The sequence below is a fragment of the Agromyces sp. PvR057 genome (genome assembly GCF_040547485.1).
Classification (GTDB): Bacteria; Actinomycetota; Actinomycetes; order Actinomycetales; family Microbacteriaceae; genus Agromyces.
Map to the genome: position 1 here is coordinate 267,782 of NZ_JBEPPT010000005.1, position 16,825 is coordinate 284,606.

Sequence of the window (16,825 nt, forward strand, 5' to 3'; positions counted from 1 at the left end):
CGGCTGTCGGCCGTGGGCGGCAGGATGGAGGGGTGGACGCGCTCGAGGCCTTCTCCGAAGCGACGCGAACGTGGTTCGCGGAGTCCTTCCGCGCGCCCACGGCCGTGCAGTCCGCCGCGTGGCGGGCGATCGGCCGAGGCGCGCACGCGCTCGTCGTCGCCCCCACCGGTTCGGGCAAGACGCTCTCGGCGTTCCTCTCCGCCATCGATCGTCTGCACGCCGAAGCGGAGCCGGGCGAGGGCGGTCCCCGTCCGCCGGGAACCCGGGTGCTCTACCTCTCGCCGTTGAAGGCGCTCGGGGTCGACGTCGAGCGCAACCTGCGCGCACCCCTCACGGGCATCGCCCGCGTGTCCGAGCGGCTCGGCGTCGAGCCGCCGCACGTGAGCGTCGGCGTCAGGTCGGGCGACACCCCCGCCAGTGATCGGCGGGCCATGCTGCGCACGCCTCCCGACATCCTGATCACGACCCCGGAGTCGTTGTTCCTCATGCTCACCTCGCAGGCGCGCGAGACCCTCCGCACGGTCGAGACGATCATCGTCGACGAGATCCACGCGGTCGCCGCCACGAAGCGCGGCGCCCATCTCGCGCTCTCGCTCGAACGCCTCGACGCGCTGCTGCCGAAGCCCGCGCAGCGCATCGGCCTCTCCGCGACCGTTCGCCCGGTCGAGGAGGTCGCGAGGTTCCTCTGCGCGAGCGCGCCCGTCGAGATCGTCGCACCGCCGAGCGAGAAGAAGTTCGACCTGCGGGTGGTCGTCCCCGTCGAGGACATGGCGCAACTGCCCGCGAGCGACGACGCGACGGGCTCGATCTGGCCGCACGTCGAGGAGGCGATCCTCGACCGGGTGCTCGCGCACCGCTCGTCGATCGTGTTCGCGAACTCCCGGCGCCTGGCCGAGCGGCTCACGGCACGGCTCAACGAGCTCTCGCTCGAGGCGACGGAGCGCGAGGCGCTGCTGGTCGCGGCCGCCGGCAGCGGGCCACCCGCCGCCGTCATGGCGCAGTCGGGCCAGACGTCCGGTGCGCCCCCGCTGCTGGCGCGAGCGCACCACGGGTCGGTCAGCAAGGAGCAGCGCGCCGAGATCGAGGACGACCTCAAGAGCGGCCGGCTCCGGTGCGTGGTCGCCACCTCGAGCCTCGAGCTCGGCATCGACATGGGTGCGGTCGACCTCGTCGTGCAGGTCGAGTCGCCGCCCTCGGTCTCGAGCGGGCTGCAGCGGCTCGGGCGTGCCGGCCACCAGGTGGGCGAGGTCTCGCGCGGGGTGATCTTCCCGAAGCAGCGTGCCGACCTCGTGCACGCCGCCGTGACGAGCGAACGCATGCTCGCCGGCGCGATCGAGACCATGCGGGTGCCCGCGAACCCGCTCGACATCCTCGCCCAGCAGACGATCGCGGCGGCGGCGGTCGACGAGCTCGACGTCGACGAGTGGTTCGATGCCGTGCGCCGGGCCGCCCCGTTCGGCGGCCTTCCGCGCTCGGCCTACGAGGCGACGCTCGACCTGCTCGCCGGCCGGTACCCGTCCGATCGCTTCGGCGAGCTCCGGCCGCGCCTTATCTGGGACCGCGAGGCGGGCTCCCTCGTCGGCCGGCCCGGCGCGCAGCGCCTCGCCGTCACGAGCGGCGGCACGATCCCCGACCGCGGCATGTTCGGCGTCTTCCTCGTCGGCGACGAGTCCGGGGGCCGGCGCGTCGGCGAGCTCGACGAGGAGATGGTCTACGAGTCCCGCGTCGGCGACGTGTTCGCGCTCGGCGCCACGAGCTGGCGCATCCAGGAGATCACCTTCGATCGCGTCAACGTCGTCCCGGCATTCGGGCAACCCGGCCGGGTGCCGTTCTGGAAGGGCGACGGACTCGGCCGACCGGCCGAACTCGGGCGCGCCCTCGGCGCGTTCATGCGCGAGATCGTCGCGGCCGACGAGTCCGACGCACGCGATCGGGTCACGGCCGCCGGGCTCGACGCCTTCGCAGCGCGCAACCTCGTCACCTTCCTCGCCGACCAGGCGAAGGCCACGGGTCACGTGCCGTCCGATCGCACGCTCGTCGTCGAGCGCACGCGCGACGAGCTCGGCGATTGGCGCGTCATCCTGCACTCGCCGTTCGGCATGCCGGTGCACGCGCCGTGGGCGCTCGCCGTCGCCGCGCGGGTCAGGGAACGGCACGGGGTCGACGGTGCGGCCGTCGCGGCCGACGACGGCATCATCGTGCGCATCCCCGACACGGGGGTCGACCCGCCCGGCGCCGACCTGTTCGTGTTCGAGGCCGACGAGCTCGAGCAGCTCGTGACCGACGAGGTCGGGGGGTCGGCGCTGTTCGCGAGCCGCTTCCGCGAGTGCGCGGCGCGGGCGCTGCTGCTGCCCAACTACCAACCGGGGCGGCGCTCGCCGCTGTGGCAGCAGCGCCAGCGTTCGGCGCAGCTGCTCGAGGTCGCGAGCGCGTTCCCGACCTTCCCGATCATCCTCGAGACCGTGCGCGAGGTGCTCCAAGACGTCTACGACGTGCCCGCACTCGTCGAGTTGGTCCGGGATGTCGGTGCGCGCCGTGTGCGCCTCGTCGAGACCACGACCGAGTCGCCGAGCCCGTTCGCGAGCTCGCTCCTGTTCGGCTACGTCGGCGCGTTCATGTACGAGGGCGATTCGCCGCTCGCCGAGCGCAGGGCCGCGGCCCTCGCGATCGACACGGCCCTGCTCGGCGAACTGCTCGGTCGCGTCGAACTGCGCGAGCTGCTCGATCCCGGCGTCATCACGACGACCGAGCGCGAGCTGCAGCGCCTGGCCGACGACCGCCGGGTGCGCGGCGTCGAGGGGGTGGCCGACGCGTTGCGGTGGCTCGGTCCGCTCACCGCCGACGAGCTCGCCGAGCGCGTGCAGGCCGAGACCGATCCGGTCGCCGCGGTCGACGAGCTCGTGGCCGCGCGTCGGGCGGTCCGGCTGACCTTCGCAGGGCGAGCGCACGTGGCGGCGATCGAAGACGTCGGGCGCCTCCGCGATGCGCTCGGCGTGCCCGTTCCACCCGGCGTCGCGGTCGCGTTCGCCGAGCACGTCGGCGACCCGCTCGGCGATCTCGTGAGCCGCTACGCACGCACGCACGGGCCGTTCTCCGCCGACGAGCTCGCGGACCGGTTCGGCATCGGGGTCGCGGTCGCGAAGGGTGCGCTGCGCCGGCTCGCCGATGAGCGTCGGGTCGTCGAGGGCGAGTTCCGCCCGAACGGCACCGCGACCGAGTGGTGCGACGCCGAGGTGCTCCGCAAGATCCGGCGGCGCTCGCTCGCGGCGCTCCGACACGAGGTCGAACCGGTGCCGCAGCCTGTGCTCGCGCGGTTCCTGCCCGTCTGGCAGAACGTCGGCGGGCGGCTCCGCGGCATCGACGGGGTGCTCTCGGTGGTCGAGCAGCTCGAGGGCGTGCGCCTTCCGGCGTCCGCGTGGGAGTCGCTCGTGCTGCCGGCCCGGGTGTCCGACTACAGTCCGGCGATGCTCGACGAGCTCATGACCACGGGCGAGGTCGTGTGGTCGGGGTCGGGTTCGCTCGCGGGCGACGACGGCTGGATCACGCTGCACCTCGCCGAGTCCGCGCCGCTGACCCTCGACCCGCCGATCGGCGTCGAGACGACCGCGTTGCAGCGCGAGGTGCTCGTCGCGCTCGGGTCGGGCGGCGCCTACTTCTTCCGGCAGCTCTCCGACGCCGTCGGCCGGTTCGGAAGCCTCGAGGCACCAGTGGTCGACGATGAACTCGTCGAGGCGCTGTGGGGTCTCGTGTGGGCCGGCCTCGTCACGAACGACACCTTCGCGCCGGTCCGCTCGCTCATCGCCGGCGGGCGCAGCGCGCATCGCACGACGCGCCCCACGCCGCGTTCGCGCATGATGCGGGGCCGCTCCCTCCCGCGCGCCTCGTCGGCGGTGATGCGCTCCGGGCCGCCGTCGGTCGCGGGGCGCTGGTCGATCCTCCCGGTGCCCGATGCCGATGCCACCCGTCGCGCGCACGCGCTCGCCGAGACCATGCTCGACCGCCACGGCGTCGTGACGCGCGGCACGGCGGTCGCCGAGGGCGTGCTCGGCGGCTTCGCCCTCGTCTACCGCACGCTCAGCGGATTCGAGGAGTCGGGTCGCGCGCGACGCGGCTACTTCGTCGAGGGGCTCGGCGCAGCGCAGTTCGCCGGCCCGGGCGCCGTCGACCGATTGCGCGGCTTCGCAGACCGCGACGATCGGCCCGACGCAACCCGCACGGTATTCGTGCTCGCGGCGACCGACCCCGCGAATGCGTACGGCGCGGCGCTGCCCTGGCCCGATCCTCCCGGCGAGAGCTCGCATCGCGCCGCGCGGAAGGCGGGCGCGCTCGCGGTGGTCGCCGACGGCGAGCTCGTCGCGTACGTCGAGCGCGGCGGCAAGACGATGCTCTCCTACGTCGCCGACGAGGTCGTGCTGAAGCAGGCCGCCGAGGCCGTCGCCGCGCTGGTGCGCACCGGTCGTGTGCGACGGCTGGCCGTCGAGAGCGTCAACGGCGCATTCGTGCTCGGCACCCCGTTCGGTGATGCCCTGCGGGCCGCGGGCTTCGGCGAGACGCCGAAGGGACTGCGACTCGATGCCAGAGGGTGACACCGTCTTCCGGGCGGCTGCGCGCCTGCACGCGGCGCTCGCGGGGGCTGAGTTCCTGCGGACCGACTTCCGGGTGCCGAGGTTCGCGACGGCGGATCTCGCCGGGGAGCGGGTCGACGAGGTCGTCGCCCGCGGCAAGCACCTGCTCATCCGGACCCCTAGGTGGAGCATCCACTCGCACCTGAAGATGGAGGGCGAGTGGCGCGTCGTGGCACCGGGGGAGCGCTGGCCCAAGCCGGCGCACCTCGCGCGCGTCGTGCTCGAGACGGCCGACGCGACGGCGATCGGCTTCGAGCTCGGGCTCCTCGAGGTGCTGGCACGGGCCGACGAGGCCGCCGCGCTCGAGCACCTCGGCCCCGATCTGCTCGGCCCCGACTGGAGCGCCGACGAAGCCGTCCGCCGGCTCGCGGCGAGCTCGGAGACGCCCGTCGCCGTCGCGCTGCTCGACCAGCGCAACCTGGCGGGCCTCGGCAACGTCTACGTCAACGAGCTGTGCTTCCTCCGCGGCATCCGACCGCAGCGCACCGTGGCGAGCGTGCCAGACCTGCCGGCGGTCGTGGCGCTCGGGCGGCGCCTGATCGTCGCGAACCGCGATCGCGCCGCACGCGTGACGACCGGCGTCGATCGTCGCGGACGGCGGCTCTGGGTGTACGGGCGCGCCGGCGAGGCGTGCCGACGCTGCGGCACGCGCATCGAGCGCGGCGACCTCGGCCGCACCGACCTCGAGGAGCGGGTGACGTTCTGGTGCCCGAGCTGCCAGCTCTGAGGGGTCGCCGCGGAGCGCGGCGACCCCTCAGGGGTGAGCGCGTGGGCGAGGTCAGTTGACCGGTCCGGTCCACTTCTCGCCCGGCCCCTGGCCGATGGCGTCGGGGATGACGGATGCCTCGCGGAACGCGAGCTGCAGCGAGCGGAGGCCGTCGCGCAGGGAGCGCGCGTGCATGTCGCTGATCTCGGGCGCGCCGGCGGTGATGAGCCCGGCGAGCGCGTTGATGAGCTTGCGCGCCTCGTCGAGGTCGATCTGCGACGCCGGGTCGTCGGCGAGGCCGACCTTGACGGCGGCGGCGCTCATCAGGTGCACGGCCGCGGTGGTGATGATCTCGACGGCGGGCACCTCGGCGATGTCGCGCGTGGCGTCGTCGACCGCCTCCTCGAGGTCGGCGTGATCCGGCCCGGTGTCCGCCTCGCGGCCGGCCGGCCGGCTCTCGGTGCGTCCGTCGACGTGATCCTCGTGGGATCCGCCGGCGAAGGTGGGCTCGTCTGAATTCTCGATCACAGACATCCTCTGCTAGACTCGTTCGGTCCGGGTCTCGAACCCGGCACGTCGGGGCTTGCCCCGGCATGGCTGGGCTTGTCCCAGTACGGCTGGGCTTGTCCCAGTACGAAAGTGGAGATTCTCCCACCCGCGCTTACCGCTTCATCAAGGTTACCGGGTTGAATGCCCTCCGCCGCATGGCCCGAGACCCGCAACGGTCGAGAGCCTGGGGTAGTCAGGGGGCCGCAGTGCAGATCGGTGTGATTCCGTTCGGCGTGCGTGGATCTTCGCTCTCGAAACGATGGGCGGCATCCGGTCTCCCATCGAGTGAAGAAGCTTGAGTAGAGGAGTACCCGCATCAGCGATCCCCGTACCAACGACCGTATCCGCGTTCCCGAGGTCCGCCTCGTGGGTCCCGCAGGAGAGCAGGTCGGCGTCGTGAAGATCGAGGTGGCCCTGCGGCTCGCGCAGGAAGCCGATCTCGACCTCGTCGAGGTCGCTCCGAACTCCAAGCCCCCGGTCGCCAAGATCATGGACTACGGCAAGTTCAAGTACGAGGCTGCGCAGAAGGCGAAAGAGGCCCGGCGCAACCAGGCGAACACGATCCTCAAAGAGGTCCGGTTCCGTCTCAAGATCGACAAGCACGACTACGAGACCAAGATGAAGCGCGCCATCGGCTTCCTGAAGTCCGGCGACAAGGTCAAGGCCATGATCCTCTTCCGAGGCCGCGAGCAGTCGCGCCCCGAGATGGGCGTCCGCCTCCTGCAGCGTTTCGCCGAAGACGTCGCCGAGTTCGGCACGGTCGAGCACAACCCCACGATCGACGGCCGCAACATGGTCATGGTGATCGCCCCTCTCAAGAACAAGTCCGAGGCCAAGGCCGAGGCGAATGCACAGCGTGCTGCGGCGAAGTCGCGCCCGTCGGCGGATGCCGACGGCGAGGCCGAGACGCAGACGGCCGACGCCGCAGAGGCGTAGGCCAGACACCCACGTCCGCCACGAGTTGGCGGCAGAACCAAGGAGACACACGAGATGCCGAAGCAGAAGACCCACTCCGGGTCCAAGAAGCGCTTCAAGATCACCGGCAGCGGCAAGATCAAGAAGCAGCAGGCCGGAATGCGCCACAACCTCGAGGTCAAGGCCTCGAAGCGCAAGGCCCGTCTGAACCAGGACAAGGTCGTGTCGGCCCCCGACGCCAAGGTCATCAAGAAGCTTCTCGGCCACTGAGCCGCGAGACCCGTAAGGAAGAAACAGAGTCATGGCAAGAGTGAAGAGGGCGGTCAACGCCCACAAGAAGCGTCGCGTCATCCTCGAGCGCGCTGCGGGCTACCGCGGCCAGCGTTCGCGTCTGTACCGCAAGGCCAAGGAGCAGGTCACCCACTCCCTCGTCTACTCGTACAACGACCGCCGCAAGAAGAAGGGCGACTTCCGTCGCCTCTGGATCCAGCGGATCAACGCGGCGTCGCGTGCGAACGGCCTCACGTACAACCGCCTCATCCAGGGCCTCGGCCTTGCGGGCATCGAGGTCGACCGTCGTATCCTCGCCGAGCTCGCCGTGAACGAGCCCGCGACGTTCGCCGCGCTCGTCGAGTCGGCCAAGAAGGCCCTCCCGGCCGACACCTCGGCTCCGAAGACCGCCGCGTAAGCAGCACCTTCGACGCACGTCGAACGGCCCGGCACCCCCTGCACGATCAGCAGGGTGGTGCCGGGCCGTTCCGCGTTCCCGCCCTAGAATTGCCTCATGCTCGAGAACCCCAGGTCGCCCCGTGTCCGCTCGGTCGCGAAGCTCGCCAAGAAGGCGTCGCGCTCCGAGACCGGGCTGTTCCTGCTCGAGGGGCCGCAGGCGGTCTCCGAGGCGCTGCGGTTCCGGCCGGAGCTCGTCCTCGAGCTCTTCGCCACGCCCACGGCCGTCGAACGCCACCCCGAGATCGTCGCCGCGGCCGAGGAGGTCGACCTCGAGCTCGAGTACGTCACCGAAGAGGTGCTCGAGTCCATGGCCGACACGGTGACCCCGCAGGGGTTCGTGGCCGTGTGCCGCCAGTTCCCGACCGCGGTGAAAGACGTCTTCGCGGCATCCCCGAAGCTCATCGCGATCCTCGAAGAGGTGCGCGACCCCGGCAACGCCGGCACGATCGTCCGGGCCGCGGATGCCGCGGGCGCCGACGCGGTCGTCTTCACGGGTCGCGCGGTCGACCTCTACAACCCCAAGGTCGTGCGCAGCTCGACGGGGTCGATCTTCCACGTGCCGGTCGCGGTCGGAGCCGACCTGGCCGACGTGCTCGTGCGTGCCAGGGCCGCCGGCCTGACCGTGCTCGCCGCCGACGTGAAGGGCGACGACCTCCTCGCCGCGCGCACCGACGGGGTCCTGGCGAAGCCGACGGCGTGGCTCTTCGGCAACGAGGCCAGGGGGCTGCTCGACGAGCAGCTCGAGCTCGCCGACCGCGTCGTCACGGTGCCCATCTACGGGCACGCCGAGTCGATGAACCTCGCGACCGCGGCATCCGTCTGCCTGTACGAGAGCGCGTTCGCCCAGCGCAGCGCCTGACGCCGTGGCGGGTTACGAAAAGGTAACCAAGCGCGTGCGATCCTGACCGCGGTGCCCTGCGCGCCCTAGTTTGGGGGGTATGGACCCGACCCAGCCCGAACCGCCGACGTCGAACATCTCGGTGCGTCGGGGGGAGCCGCTCGTCGTGATCGAGAACGTCGAGAAGCACTTCGGCGAACTGCACGTCCTGAACGACATCAACACGGTCGTGAACCGCGGCGAGGTGGTCGTGGTCATCGGCCCGAGCGGATCGGGTAAATCGACCCTCTGCCGTGCCATCAACCGGCTCGAGACCATCGATTCGGGCACGATCTCGATCGACGGGCAGCGACTGCCCGAAGAGGGCGCGGGGCTCGCGAAGCTCCGTGCCGACGTCGGCATGGTCTTCCAGTCGTTCAACCTGTTCGCGCACAAGACCGTGCTCGAGAACGTCACCCTGGCGCCGATCAAGGTGAAGCGGATGTCGCGCAAGGCCGCCGAGGCCGAGGCGATGACGCTCCTCGAGCGCGTGGGCGTCGCGAACCAGGCGAAGAAGCTCCCCGCCCAGCTCTCGGGCGGGCAGCAGCAGCGCGTGGCGATCGCCCGTTCGCTCGCGATGAACCCGAAGCTCATCCTCATGGACGAGCCGACGAGCGCGCTCGACCCCGAGATGATCAACGAGGTCCTCGACGTCATGGTCGGGCTCGCGAAGGACGGCATGACGATGATCGTCGTGACCCACGAGATGGGGTTCGCGCGCAAGGCGGCCGACCGGGTGCTGTTCATGGCCGACGGTCGCATCGTCGAGGAGGCGACGCCTGCGGACTTCTTCGACGATCCGAAGTCCGACCGCGCGAAGGACTTCCTCTCCAAGATCCTCGACCACTAGACCCGCGCCGTCACGAGCGGCGGGGAATCACCACACAGAAAGAGGCAACGGACATGACACGCATGAGAATCGCCCTCGTCGCGGCCGCAGCGGCCGCAGCACTCGCCCTCGCAGGCTGCACGAGCGGCGGCGGCGAAGCCGAGGAGACGGCCGAGCCGGCCCCCACCTTCGAGGCGGGCACCACGATGGCGCGCCTGCAGGAGGCCGGCAAGATCACGATCGGCACGAAGTTCGACCAGCCTCTCTTCGGCCTCGTCGGCCCGTCCGGCGACCCCGAGGGCTTCGACGTCGAGATCGGCAAGATCATCGCGTCCGAGCTCGGCATCGACGAGGAGAACATCACCTGGACCGAGACCGTCTCGGCCAACCGCGAGCCGTTCATCGAGGGCGGCCAGGTCGACCTCGTCGTCGCCACGTACACGATCAACGACAAGCGCAAGGAGGTCATCTCCTTCGCCGGTCCGTACTACCTGGCCGGGCAGTCGATCCTCGTGCTCGCCGACAACGACGACATCACGAGCGAAGAGGACCTCGTCGGCCAGCCCGTGTGCTCGGTGACCGGCTCGACGCCGGCGGCGAACCTCAAGGAACTCGGTGCCGAGGTGCTCGAGACCGACACGTACTCGAACTGCCTCGAGCCGCTCCGCCAGGGCGCCGTCGTCGCGGTCTCCACCGACAACGTGATCCTCGCCGGCCTCGCCGCGCAGAACGAGGGCGAGTTCAAGGTGGTCGGCGAGCCGTTCACCGAGGAGCCCTACGGCATCGGCGTGAAGCTCGACGACACCGACTTCCGCATGTTCATCAACGACGTGCTCGAAGAGGCCTACGAGGACGGCCGCTACGAGGAGGCCTGGAACGCCACGGCCGGCACGGTGCTGCCGTTCGTGGACCCGCCCGCGGTCGACCGCTACTGATCCGAACGGACCCGGGCCCCGCTGGGCCCGGGTCCGCTCCTTCCCACCGAGAGGAACCGCGTGGACGTCGTCATCGCGAATCTCCCGCTCTACCTGCAGGGCTTCAGCATGACGGTGCTGCTCCTCGCGGTCGGCGGGGCGGGCGCGCTCGTGCTCGGCACGCTCATCGCCGCGATGCGCATCTCGCCGATCGCGACGTTGCGCGTGATCGCCACGGTCTACACCGAGATCATCCGCAACACGCCGCTGACGCTCGTGGTGATCTTCTGCGCGGTGATCCTCCCGATCCTGGGTTCGGAGCTCCCGTACCTCGCCGCCGGCATGATCGCGCTCGCGGTCTACACGTCCCCGTTCATCGCCGAGGCACTGCGGTCCGGCATCAACGGCGTGCCCGTCGGCCAGGCCGAGGCCGCACGCAGCCTCGGTCTCGGCTTCAGCCTGACGGTCTCGCTCATCGTGCTGCCGCAGGCGTTCCGCATGACGATCCCTCCGCTCATCAACGTCCTGATCGCCCTCACGAAGAACACCTCGGTCGTCGGCGGCGTCGGATTCGTGAGCGAGCTGTTCGGCGTCGGCCGCACGCTCGCGAACGCGAACGGCGACGCCGTCATCGCGGTGCTGGTCGGCGTCGCGTTCTTCTACCTCATCGTGACCGTGCCGCTCGGCCTGCTCGCGACGCAACTCGAGCGGAAGTGGGTGGTGCAGCGATGAGCGGCGCCAGTGTCCTGTTCGATGCGCCCGGGCCCAAGGCCCGTCGCCTCTCCCGCATCCTCTCGGCGGTCACGGCCGTCGTCGTGGTCGCCGGCCTCGGCTGGGTCTTCGCGACCCTCAACGCGCCGCGCGAATCCGGGGGCGTCACCCTGCCGGGCATGTTCGACGCGGTTCGCTGGAACATCGCCTCCGACCCCGAGATGTGGGGGTTCATCATCAGCGTCGGCGTCTGGGGAACGCTGCGCGCCGCTGCCGTCGCCGCGGTGCTTGCCATCGCCCTCGGCATCGTCCTCTCGCTGCTGCGCAGCTCGACGATCGCGTGGATCCGCATTCCCACGGCCGTGCTCATCGAGTTCTTCCGCGGCATGCCCGTGCTGCTGATGATGCTGTTCATCCTGCTCGTCGCCGGCACCGGTCAGTACTGGGCCGTCGTCTCCGCGCTCGCGATCTACAACGGCGCGCTCATCGGCGAAGCGCTCAGGGCGGGTCTCGTGGCGCTGCCGAGGGGGCAGCGCGAGGCGGCGCTCAGCGTGGGCATGCGCCCGCTGCAGTCCAAGATGCTCGTGGAGTTCCCGCAGGCGTTCCGTCAGATGCTGCCGATCATCGTCGCCCAGCTCGTCGTCCTGCTGAAGGACACGTCGCTCGCCTACATCGTCGGCTACCCCGAGCTGCTCCGCGTCACGCTGAACAACCTCGGCAGCTTCTACGGAAACCGGTACCTGTTCACCCTGTGGTGCATCGCGTTCGTGTTCTACCTCGTGATCGACCTGTCGCTCTCGTGGTTCGCCCGCTGGCTGGCGAGGCGCACCGACCGCCGCTACCACACGGGCAAGGGCCCGGCGGCGGACGACCCGACCCAGGGCCTCCTCGTGGCCCAGGCGGTCGCGTCGGCACGAGAGTCCGAGAGCCGCGGCCAGGGCTGACGCCCGCGCGTCGGGAGCCGTTCGCCCGGCCGTCCCGACCGCGCCCGACCGCTAGACTCGTTCCTTGTGTCCGAGCCCCGTGAAATCACCGAGCAGTCCGTCGAGTCCGCGGTCGCCGCGGCCCTCGCCGCGATCGCCTCGGCCGGCGATTCCGCCGCGCTGAAGGCCGTCCGCGCCGAGCACACCGGCGAGAAGAGCGAACTCGCCCAGCTGAACGCCGAACTCCGCAACGTCCCCAACGACCAGAAGGCCGCCCTCGGCAAGCTCGTCGGCGGGGCGCGTGGTCGGGTGAACCAGGCCTTCGCCGCCCGCGAGAACGAGATCGTCGCCGCCGAGGCGGCAGCCCAGCTCGAGGCCGAGGCGGTGGATGTCACGGCGCTGCCGTCGCGGTACACCGCCGGCTCGCGGCATCCGCTCGCCCTCCTCGAAGACCGTGTGTGCGACGTGTTCACGGGCATGGGCTGGGAGATCGCCGAGGGCCCGGAGGTCGAGAGCGAGTGGTTCAACTTCGACGCGCTGAACTTCGACGCCGACCACCCGGCGCGCGCCATGCAGGACACCTTCTTCGTCGACCCGCCCGAGGCGCACCTCGTGATGCGCACGCACACGAGCCCCGTGCAGGTGCGCTCGATGCTCGACCGCGACGTGCCGATCTACGTGCTCGCTCCGGGCCGCGTGTACCGCACCGACGAGTTCGACGCCACGCACCTGCCGGTCTTCATGCAGTTCGAGGGCCTCGCGGTCGACAAGGGCCTCACGATGGCCCATCTCAAGGGCACGCTCGACCACTTCGTGAAGTCGATCTTCGGCGACGAGGCCAAGGTGCGCCTGCGCCCGAGCTACTTCCCGTTCACCGAGCCGTCGGCCGAGCTCGACTTCTGGCACCCGACCTTCAAGTCGGGTCCGCGCTGGATCGAGTGGGGCGGATGCGGCATGGTGCACCCGAACGTGCTCCGCTCGGCGGGCATCGACCCCGAGGTCTACACGGGGTTCGCGTTCGGCATGGGCATCGAGCGGGGCCTCATGCTCCGCAACGGCGTGCAGGACATGCGCGAGATGGTCGAGGGAGACATCCGGTTCTCCCAGCAGTTCGGAATGGTGGTCTGAAGACATGCGAGTGCCGCTGAGTTGGCTCGCCGAGTACGTCGAGCTCGTTCCCGGAACGACGCCCGAGCAGGTGCACGCCGCCCTGGTCGAGCTCGGACTCGAGGAGGAGGGCGTGCACACGTTCGACCTCGTCGGCCCCATCGTCGTCGGCGAGGTGCTCGAGTTCGTCGAGGAACCGCAGTCGAACGGCAAGACGATCCGCTGGTGCCAGGTGCGCGTCGCGCCGGAGGGCGAGACCGCGGCCGATGGCGGCGAGGCCGTGCACGGCATCGTGTGCGGCGCCCGCAACTTCTTCGTCGGCGACAAGGTCGTGGTGACCCTGCCCGGCGCGGTGCTGCCCGGCCCGTTCCCGATCGCGGCCCGCAAGACGTACGGACACGTCTCAGACGGCATGATCGCGTCGGCGCGCGAGCTCGGCCTCGGCGAAGACCACGACGGCATCCTGCGCCTGTCGACGCTCGGCATCGACGCGCCCGTCGGCACCGATGCGATCGCGCTGCTCGGCCTCGATGACACGGCGGTCGAACTGAACGTCACGCCCGACCGCGGCTACGCGTTCTCGATCCGCGGCGTCGCCCGCGAGTACTCGCATGCCACGGGCGCGGCGTTCCGCGACCCCGCGCTGGTCGCTCCCGCTCCGGATGCCGCGTCGGCGCCGTTCCCCGTCGAACTCCGCGACGACGCGCCCATCCGGGGTCGCGCCGCGGTCGCCGTCTTCACGACGCAGGTCGTGCGCGGGGTCGACCCGACGCGCCCGACACCCGCGTGGATGATCGCGAGGCTGAAGCTCGCCGGCATCCGCTCGCTCTCGCTGCTCGTCGACATCACGAACTACGTCATGCTCGAGTTCGGCCAGCCCACGCACGCGTACGACCTCGACAAGCTGCAGGGCGGTATCGTCGTGCGCCGGGCGACCCCCGGCGAGAAGATCACGACGCTCGACGACAAGGAGCGCACGCTCCACGTCGAAGACCTGCTGATCGTCGACGATCGCGGCCCCATCGGCATCGCGGGCGTCATGGGCGGCGCCGACACCGAGATCTCCGACGCCACGACGAACGTGCTCATCGAGGCCGCGAACTTCGACCCCGTGTCGATCGCGCGATCGGCGCGTCGGCACAAGCTGCCGAGCGAGGCGTCCAAGCGCAACGAGCGCGGCGTCGACCCCGAGATCCCCGCTGCCGCCTCGGCGCGCGTCGCCCAGCTCATGGTCGAGCTCGCCGGCGGCACCGCCGAGGGCGTCTCCGTGCTGGCCGACGTGCCAGCACGGCAGGCGATCGTGCTGCCCCGCGGGTTCGTCACCCGGGTCACTGGCGTCGACTACGACGACGCCGAGGTGCGCGCGGCCCTCGAGAGGATCGGGGCCTCGGTCGCCGACCTCGGAGGCGGCGACGGCGTCGACGACGGGTTCGCCGTGGTGCCGCCGTCGTGGCGCCCAGACCTGACCGGCCGCGAGGAGCTCGTCGAGGAGGTCGCACGTCTCGGCGGCTACGAGCGCATCCCCTCGGTGCTGCCCGTCGCCCCGCCCGGCCGTGGGCTCACGCGCTCGCAGCGCATCCGTCGCCGCGTCTCGGACGCGCTCGCGGTCGGAGGAGCGACCGAGGTGCTCTCGTTCCCGTTCGCGAACGAGGTCGACAACCTGCAGTTCGGCAGCGCCGACGGGTCGCCCGTCGCCTCCGTGCGGCTCGCGAACGCGCTCGACGCGACGAACCCCGTCCTGCGCCGCTCGCTGCTGCCCGGGCTCATCGCCGCGGCCAAGCGCAATCGTTCGCGCGGACTCGTCGATCTCGGCCTGTTCGAGCAGGGGCTCGTGTTCCTGCCGGAGACCGGTCGCGAGTACGGCACGCGCGAGCTGCCCGTCGGTGCCGCGCTGCCCGATGACGAGGCGATCGCCGAGCTCGACGCGGGCATCCCGCCGCAGCCGCGCCATGTCGCCGCGCTCTTCGTCGGCGACGCCGTGACGAAGCAGCCGGGTCAGGCCGCCGTGGCCGCGGGCATCTCCGACGCGCTCGACGCCGTGCGCCGCATCGGCCTCGCGGTCGGCGCGGAGTTCGAGGTCGTGCAGGGCGCGCACCACGCGATGCATCCCGGCCGTACGGCCGAGCTGCGGGTCGACGGCCGGCCCGTCGGGTTCGCCGGTGAACTGCTGCCCGCGATCGCCGAGGAGGCCGACCTGCCGCGCGTGGTCGCGGTGGTCGAGCTCGACCTCGACGCGGTCATCGGCCTCGCCGTCGTGCAGCCCGAGGCGCATGCCATCGGCACGTTCCCCGCGGCGACGCAGGACCTCTCGCTCGTCGTGGGCGTCCAGGTTCCCGCGGCGGTCGTCGCGGCATCCGTCGTCGAAGGAGCCGGCGAGCTGCTCGAAGCCCTGCACCTCGTCGACGACTATCGCGGCCAAGGCGTGCCCGAGGGTGCGAAGAGCCTCACGTTCGCGCTGCGCTTCCGTGCCGCCGACCGCACGCTGACGGCGGCCGAGGCGAGCGAGGCGAAGCTCGCCGGCGCCGCGCTCGCGGGTGAGCGCACGGGCGCGGCGATCCGCGAGTAGACGCGTCGACCTCGGCATGATGGGGATCGCCGGGCCCAGGGGTGACGGATGCCCCGGCCCGGCGGTACCCTCAGCCATGGCCGAAGCGAAGACCGTGCCGACCGGGGCGTCCGTCGCCGAGTTCCTCGACGCGGTCGAACCTGCGGGCCGGCGCGACGACGGGCTCGTCCTGCGCGACCTGTTCGACCGCGTGACCGACACGGATGCGGTCATGTGGGGGCCGTCGATCGTGGGCTACGGACTCCAGCACCACCGGTACGCCACCGGTCGCGAGGGCGACTGGCCGATCGTCGGGTTCTCACCGCGCAAGGCGAACATGTCGCTGTACGGACTCCAGCTCCCGGGCGGCGAGGAGCTCGTCGAGCGCCTCGGCAAGGTCAAGGTGGGTGCCGGATGCGTCTGGGTCGGCCGGTTGTCGAACATCGACCTCGACGTGCTCGCCTCGTTGGTCGACCGCGCCTGGATCCACGCGCGGGGCTGAACCGCGGCATCCGTGACACCCGGGCCATCCGTGACACCCGGGGTCGACGTCGTCAGCGCGCCGCGGCGGCCCGCTCTGCCGATTGGATGACGGCTTCGACGCCGAGCATGAAGAGGTCCCGGTCCTCGAGGTCGGCCATCTTCGCCCCGAGTTCGGCGATGCGCGGATGGGTGCGAGGGTCGGCGAGGATCGGGGCGTCGAACCACGGGCTGGACTCTTCGTCGGAGGGTCGCCCGCTTCGCCCGCGAGCGATGCCGGCCGCCGTCGCGAGCACATGCGAGGCCATGAGGGCGTAGTGCCGCACGAGCTCGTCGCCGTCGAGACCGGCCCGTGCGAACGCGTCGAGCATGAGCTCGATGGCGTCGAGTTCGCCCGGCCCGTGCGTGGTGAGCACGGTGGCCTCGACTGCGATCGCCGGGTAGCTCGTGAATGAGGAGAGGGTGGCCCTGGCCAGTTGCCTGAGCCGTTCGCGCCAATCGCCGGGGTCGGCCGTGACGGCGGCCACCGCGCGCGCGTTGAGTTCGTCGAGCAGCGCCTGCATGAGCGCTTCCTTGTTGCGGAAGTGCCGGTAGATCGCCGTGGGGTCGGTGCCGAGCCTGGCACCGAGTTCACGCACCGAGATGGTCGTGGCGCCGGTGTCGGCGGCGAGTTCGAGGCCGGTGGAGATGATCGAGTCGCGATCGAGGCGCACCTTGCCCGGCCCGCCGTGGGAGGCGAGGCGATTGGATCCGGTTGCGGTCGTCATCGCACCTGCCTTCGGTTCTCGTGGGTCGGCACCCATCCTGTCACGCGTCCCCGGCTCCATCGGAGCAGGTGGGGCTGCGCGTTGCAACGGCCAGCATAACGAATTGGACAACAGCGATGTCAACACTGTTGACGTCGCTGTGGCGTGC

General features: G+C 71.0%; 15 protein-coding genes. 13 read left to right on the forward strand and 2 right to left on the reverse strand.

What is annotated here, in order from left to right:
* The first annotated feature begins 32 nt into the window (after positions 1-32).
* Together ABIC29_RS17345 and ABIC29_RS17350 are read left to right on the forward strand one after the other, a co-directional pair.
* The gene (locus ABIC29_RS17345) at positions 33-4,586 is read left to right on the forward strand and encodes an ATP-dependent helicase (RefSeq protein WP_354247445.1); all 4,554 of its coding nucleotides are present in this window, start codon (positions 33-35) and stop codon (positions 4,584-4,586) included.
* On the forward strand, positions 4,573-5,352 hold the full coding sequence (locus tag ABIC29_RS17350) for a DNA-formamidopyrimidine glycosylase family protein (RefSeq protein WP_354247448.1): 780 nt from the start codon (positions 4,573-4,575) through the stop codon (positions 5,350-5,352). The genes ABIC29_RS17345 and ABIC29_RS17350 overlap by 14 nt, the downstream gene beginning before the upstream one ends.
* 51 nt (positions 5,353-5,403) lie before the next feature.
* Here the strand turns inward: ABIC29_RS17350 and ABIC29_RS17355 are convergent, their stop codons facing one another.
* On the reverse strand, positions 5,404-5,859 hold the full coding sequence (locus ABIC29_RS17355; RefSeq protein WP_354247451.1) for a DUF1844 domain-containing protein: 456 nt from the start codon (positions 5,857-5,859) through the stop codon (positions 5,404-5,406).
* A gap of 336 nt (positions 5,860-6,195) precedes the next feature.
* On the opposite strand from ABIC29_RS17355, the gene infC reads away from it, so the two are divergent.
* The 11 genes from infC (at position 6,196) to ABIC29_RS17410 (ending at position 15,932) form a co-directional block, all read left to right on the forward strand.
* Complete coding sequence (infC, locus tag ABIC29_RS17360; protein WP_116082678.1) at positions 6,196-6,816, forward strand: translation initiation factor IF-3; 621 nt, start codon at positions 6,196-6,198, stop codon at positions 6,814-6,816.
* Positions 6,817-6,870: 54 nt separating this feature from the next.
* Entirely contained in the window at positions 6,871-7,065 is a 195-nt protein-coding gene (rpmI, locus tag ABIC29_RS17365; RefSeq protein ID WP_092968518.1) for a 50S ribosomal protein L35, read from the forward strand.
* Between the two features lie 31 nt (positions 7,066-7,096).
* Positions 7,097-7,483: a 50S ribosomal protein L20 gene (rplT, locus tag ABIC29_RS17370; RefSeq protein WP_067877568.1), complete on the forward strand. Its 387-nt coding sequence runs from the start codon at positions 7,097-7,099 to the stop codon at positions 7,481-7,483.
* A 96-nt stretch (positions 7,484-7,579) separates the two neighbouring features.
* Positions 7,580-8,383, forward strand: coding sequence for a TrmH family RNA methyltransferase (locus tag ABIC29_RS17375; RefSeq protein ID WP_116082675.1), 804 nt, complete (start codon positions 7,580-7,582; stop codon positions 8,381-8,383).
* Positions 8,384-8,462: 79 nt separating this feature from the next.
* Positions 8,463-9,251: an amino acid ABC transporter ATP-binding protein gene (locus ABIC29_RS17380; protein WP_116082673.1), complete on the forward strand. Its 789-nt coding sequence runs from the start codon at positions 8,463-8,465 to the stop codon at positions 9,249-9,251.
* 53 nt (positions 9,252-9,304) lie between these two features.
* On the forward strand, positions 9,305-10,165 hold the full coding sequence (locus ABIC29_RS17385) for a glutamate ABC transporter substrate-binding protein (RefSeq protein ID WP_354247456.1): 861 nt from the start codon (positions 9,305-9,307) through the stop codon (positions 10,163-10,165).
* A 60-nt stretch (positions 10,166-10,225) separates the two neighbouring features.
* Entirely contained in the window at positions 10,226-10,876 is a 651-nt protein-coding gene (locus ABIC29_RS17390) for an amino acid ABC transporter permease (RefSeq protein WP_116082668.1), read from the forward strand.
* Positions 10,873-11,799 (forward strand): amino acid ABC transporter permease, encoded by a 927-nt coding sequence (locus ABIC29_RS17395; RefSeq protein WP_116082665.1) that lies wholly within the window; start codon positions 10,873-10,875, stop codon positions 11,797-11,799. Before ABIC29_RS17390 ends, ABIC29_RS17395 begins: the two co-directional genes overlap by 4 nt.
* A 66-nt stretch (positions 11,800-11,865) precedes the next feature.
* On the forward strand, positions 11,866-12,906 hold the full coding sequence (gene pheS, locus ABIC29_RS17400; RefSeq protein ID WP_116082663.1) for a phenylalanine--tRNA ligase subunit alpha: 1,041 nt from the start codon (positions 11,866-11,868) through the stop codon (positions 12,904-12,906).
* Positions 12,907-12,910: 4 nt separating this feature from the next.
* Entirely contained in the window at positions 12,911-15,451 is a 2,541-nt protein-coding gene (gene pheT / locus ABIC29_RS17405) for a phenylalanine--tRNA ligase subunit beta (protein ID WP_354247460.1), read from the forward strand.
* A 76-nt stretch (positions 15,452-15,527) separates the two neighbouring features.
* Positions 15,528-15,932 (forward strand): DUF1801 domain-containing protein, encoded by a 405-nt coding sequence (locus ABIC29_RS17410; RefSeq protein ID WP_354247462.1) that lies wholly within the window; start codon positions 15,528-15,530, stop codon positions 15,930-15,932.
* A 52-nt stretch (positions 15,933-15,984) separates the two neighbouring features.
* Here ABIC29_RS17410 and ABIC29_RS17415 read toward each other — a convergent pair whose 3' ends face one another.
* Positions 15,985-16,677, reverse strand: a complete 693-nt coding sequence (locus ABIC29_RS17415; RefSeq protein ID WP_354247465.1) for a TetR/AcrR family transcriptional regulator — start codon at positions 16,675-16,677, stop codon at positions 15,985-15,987.
* Between the last annotated feature and the right edge of the window lie 148 nt (positions 16,678-16,825).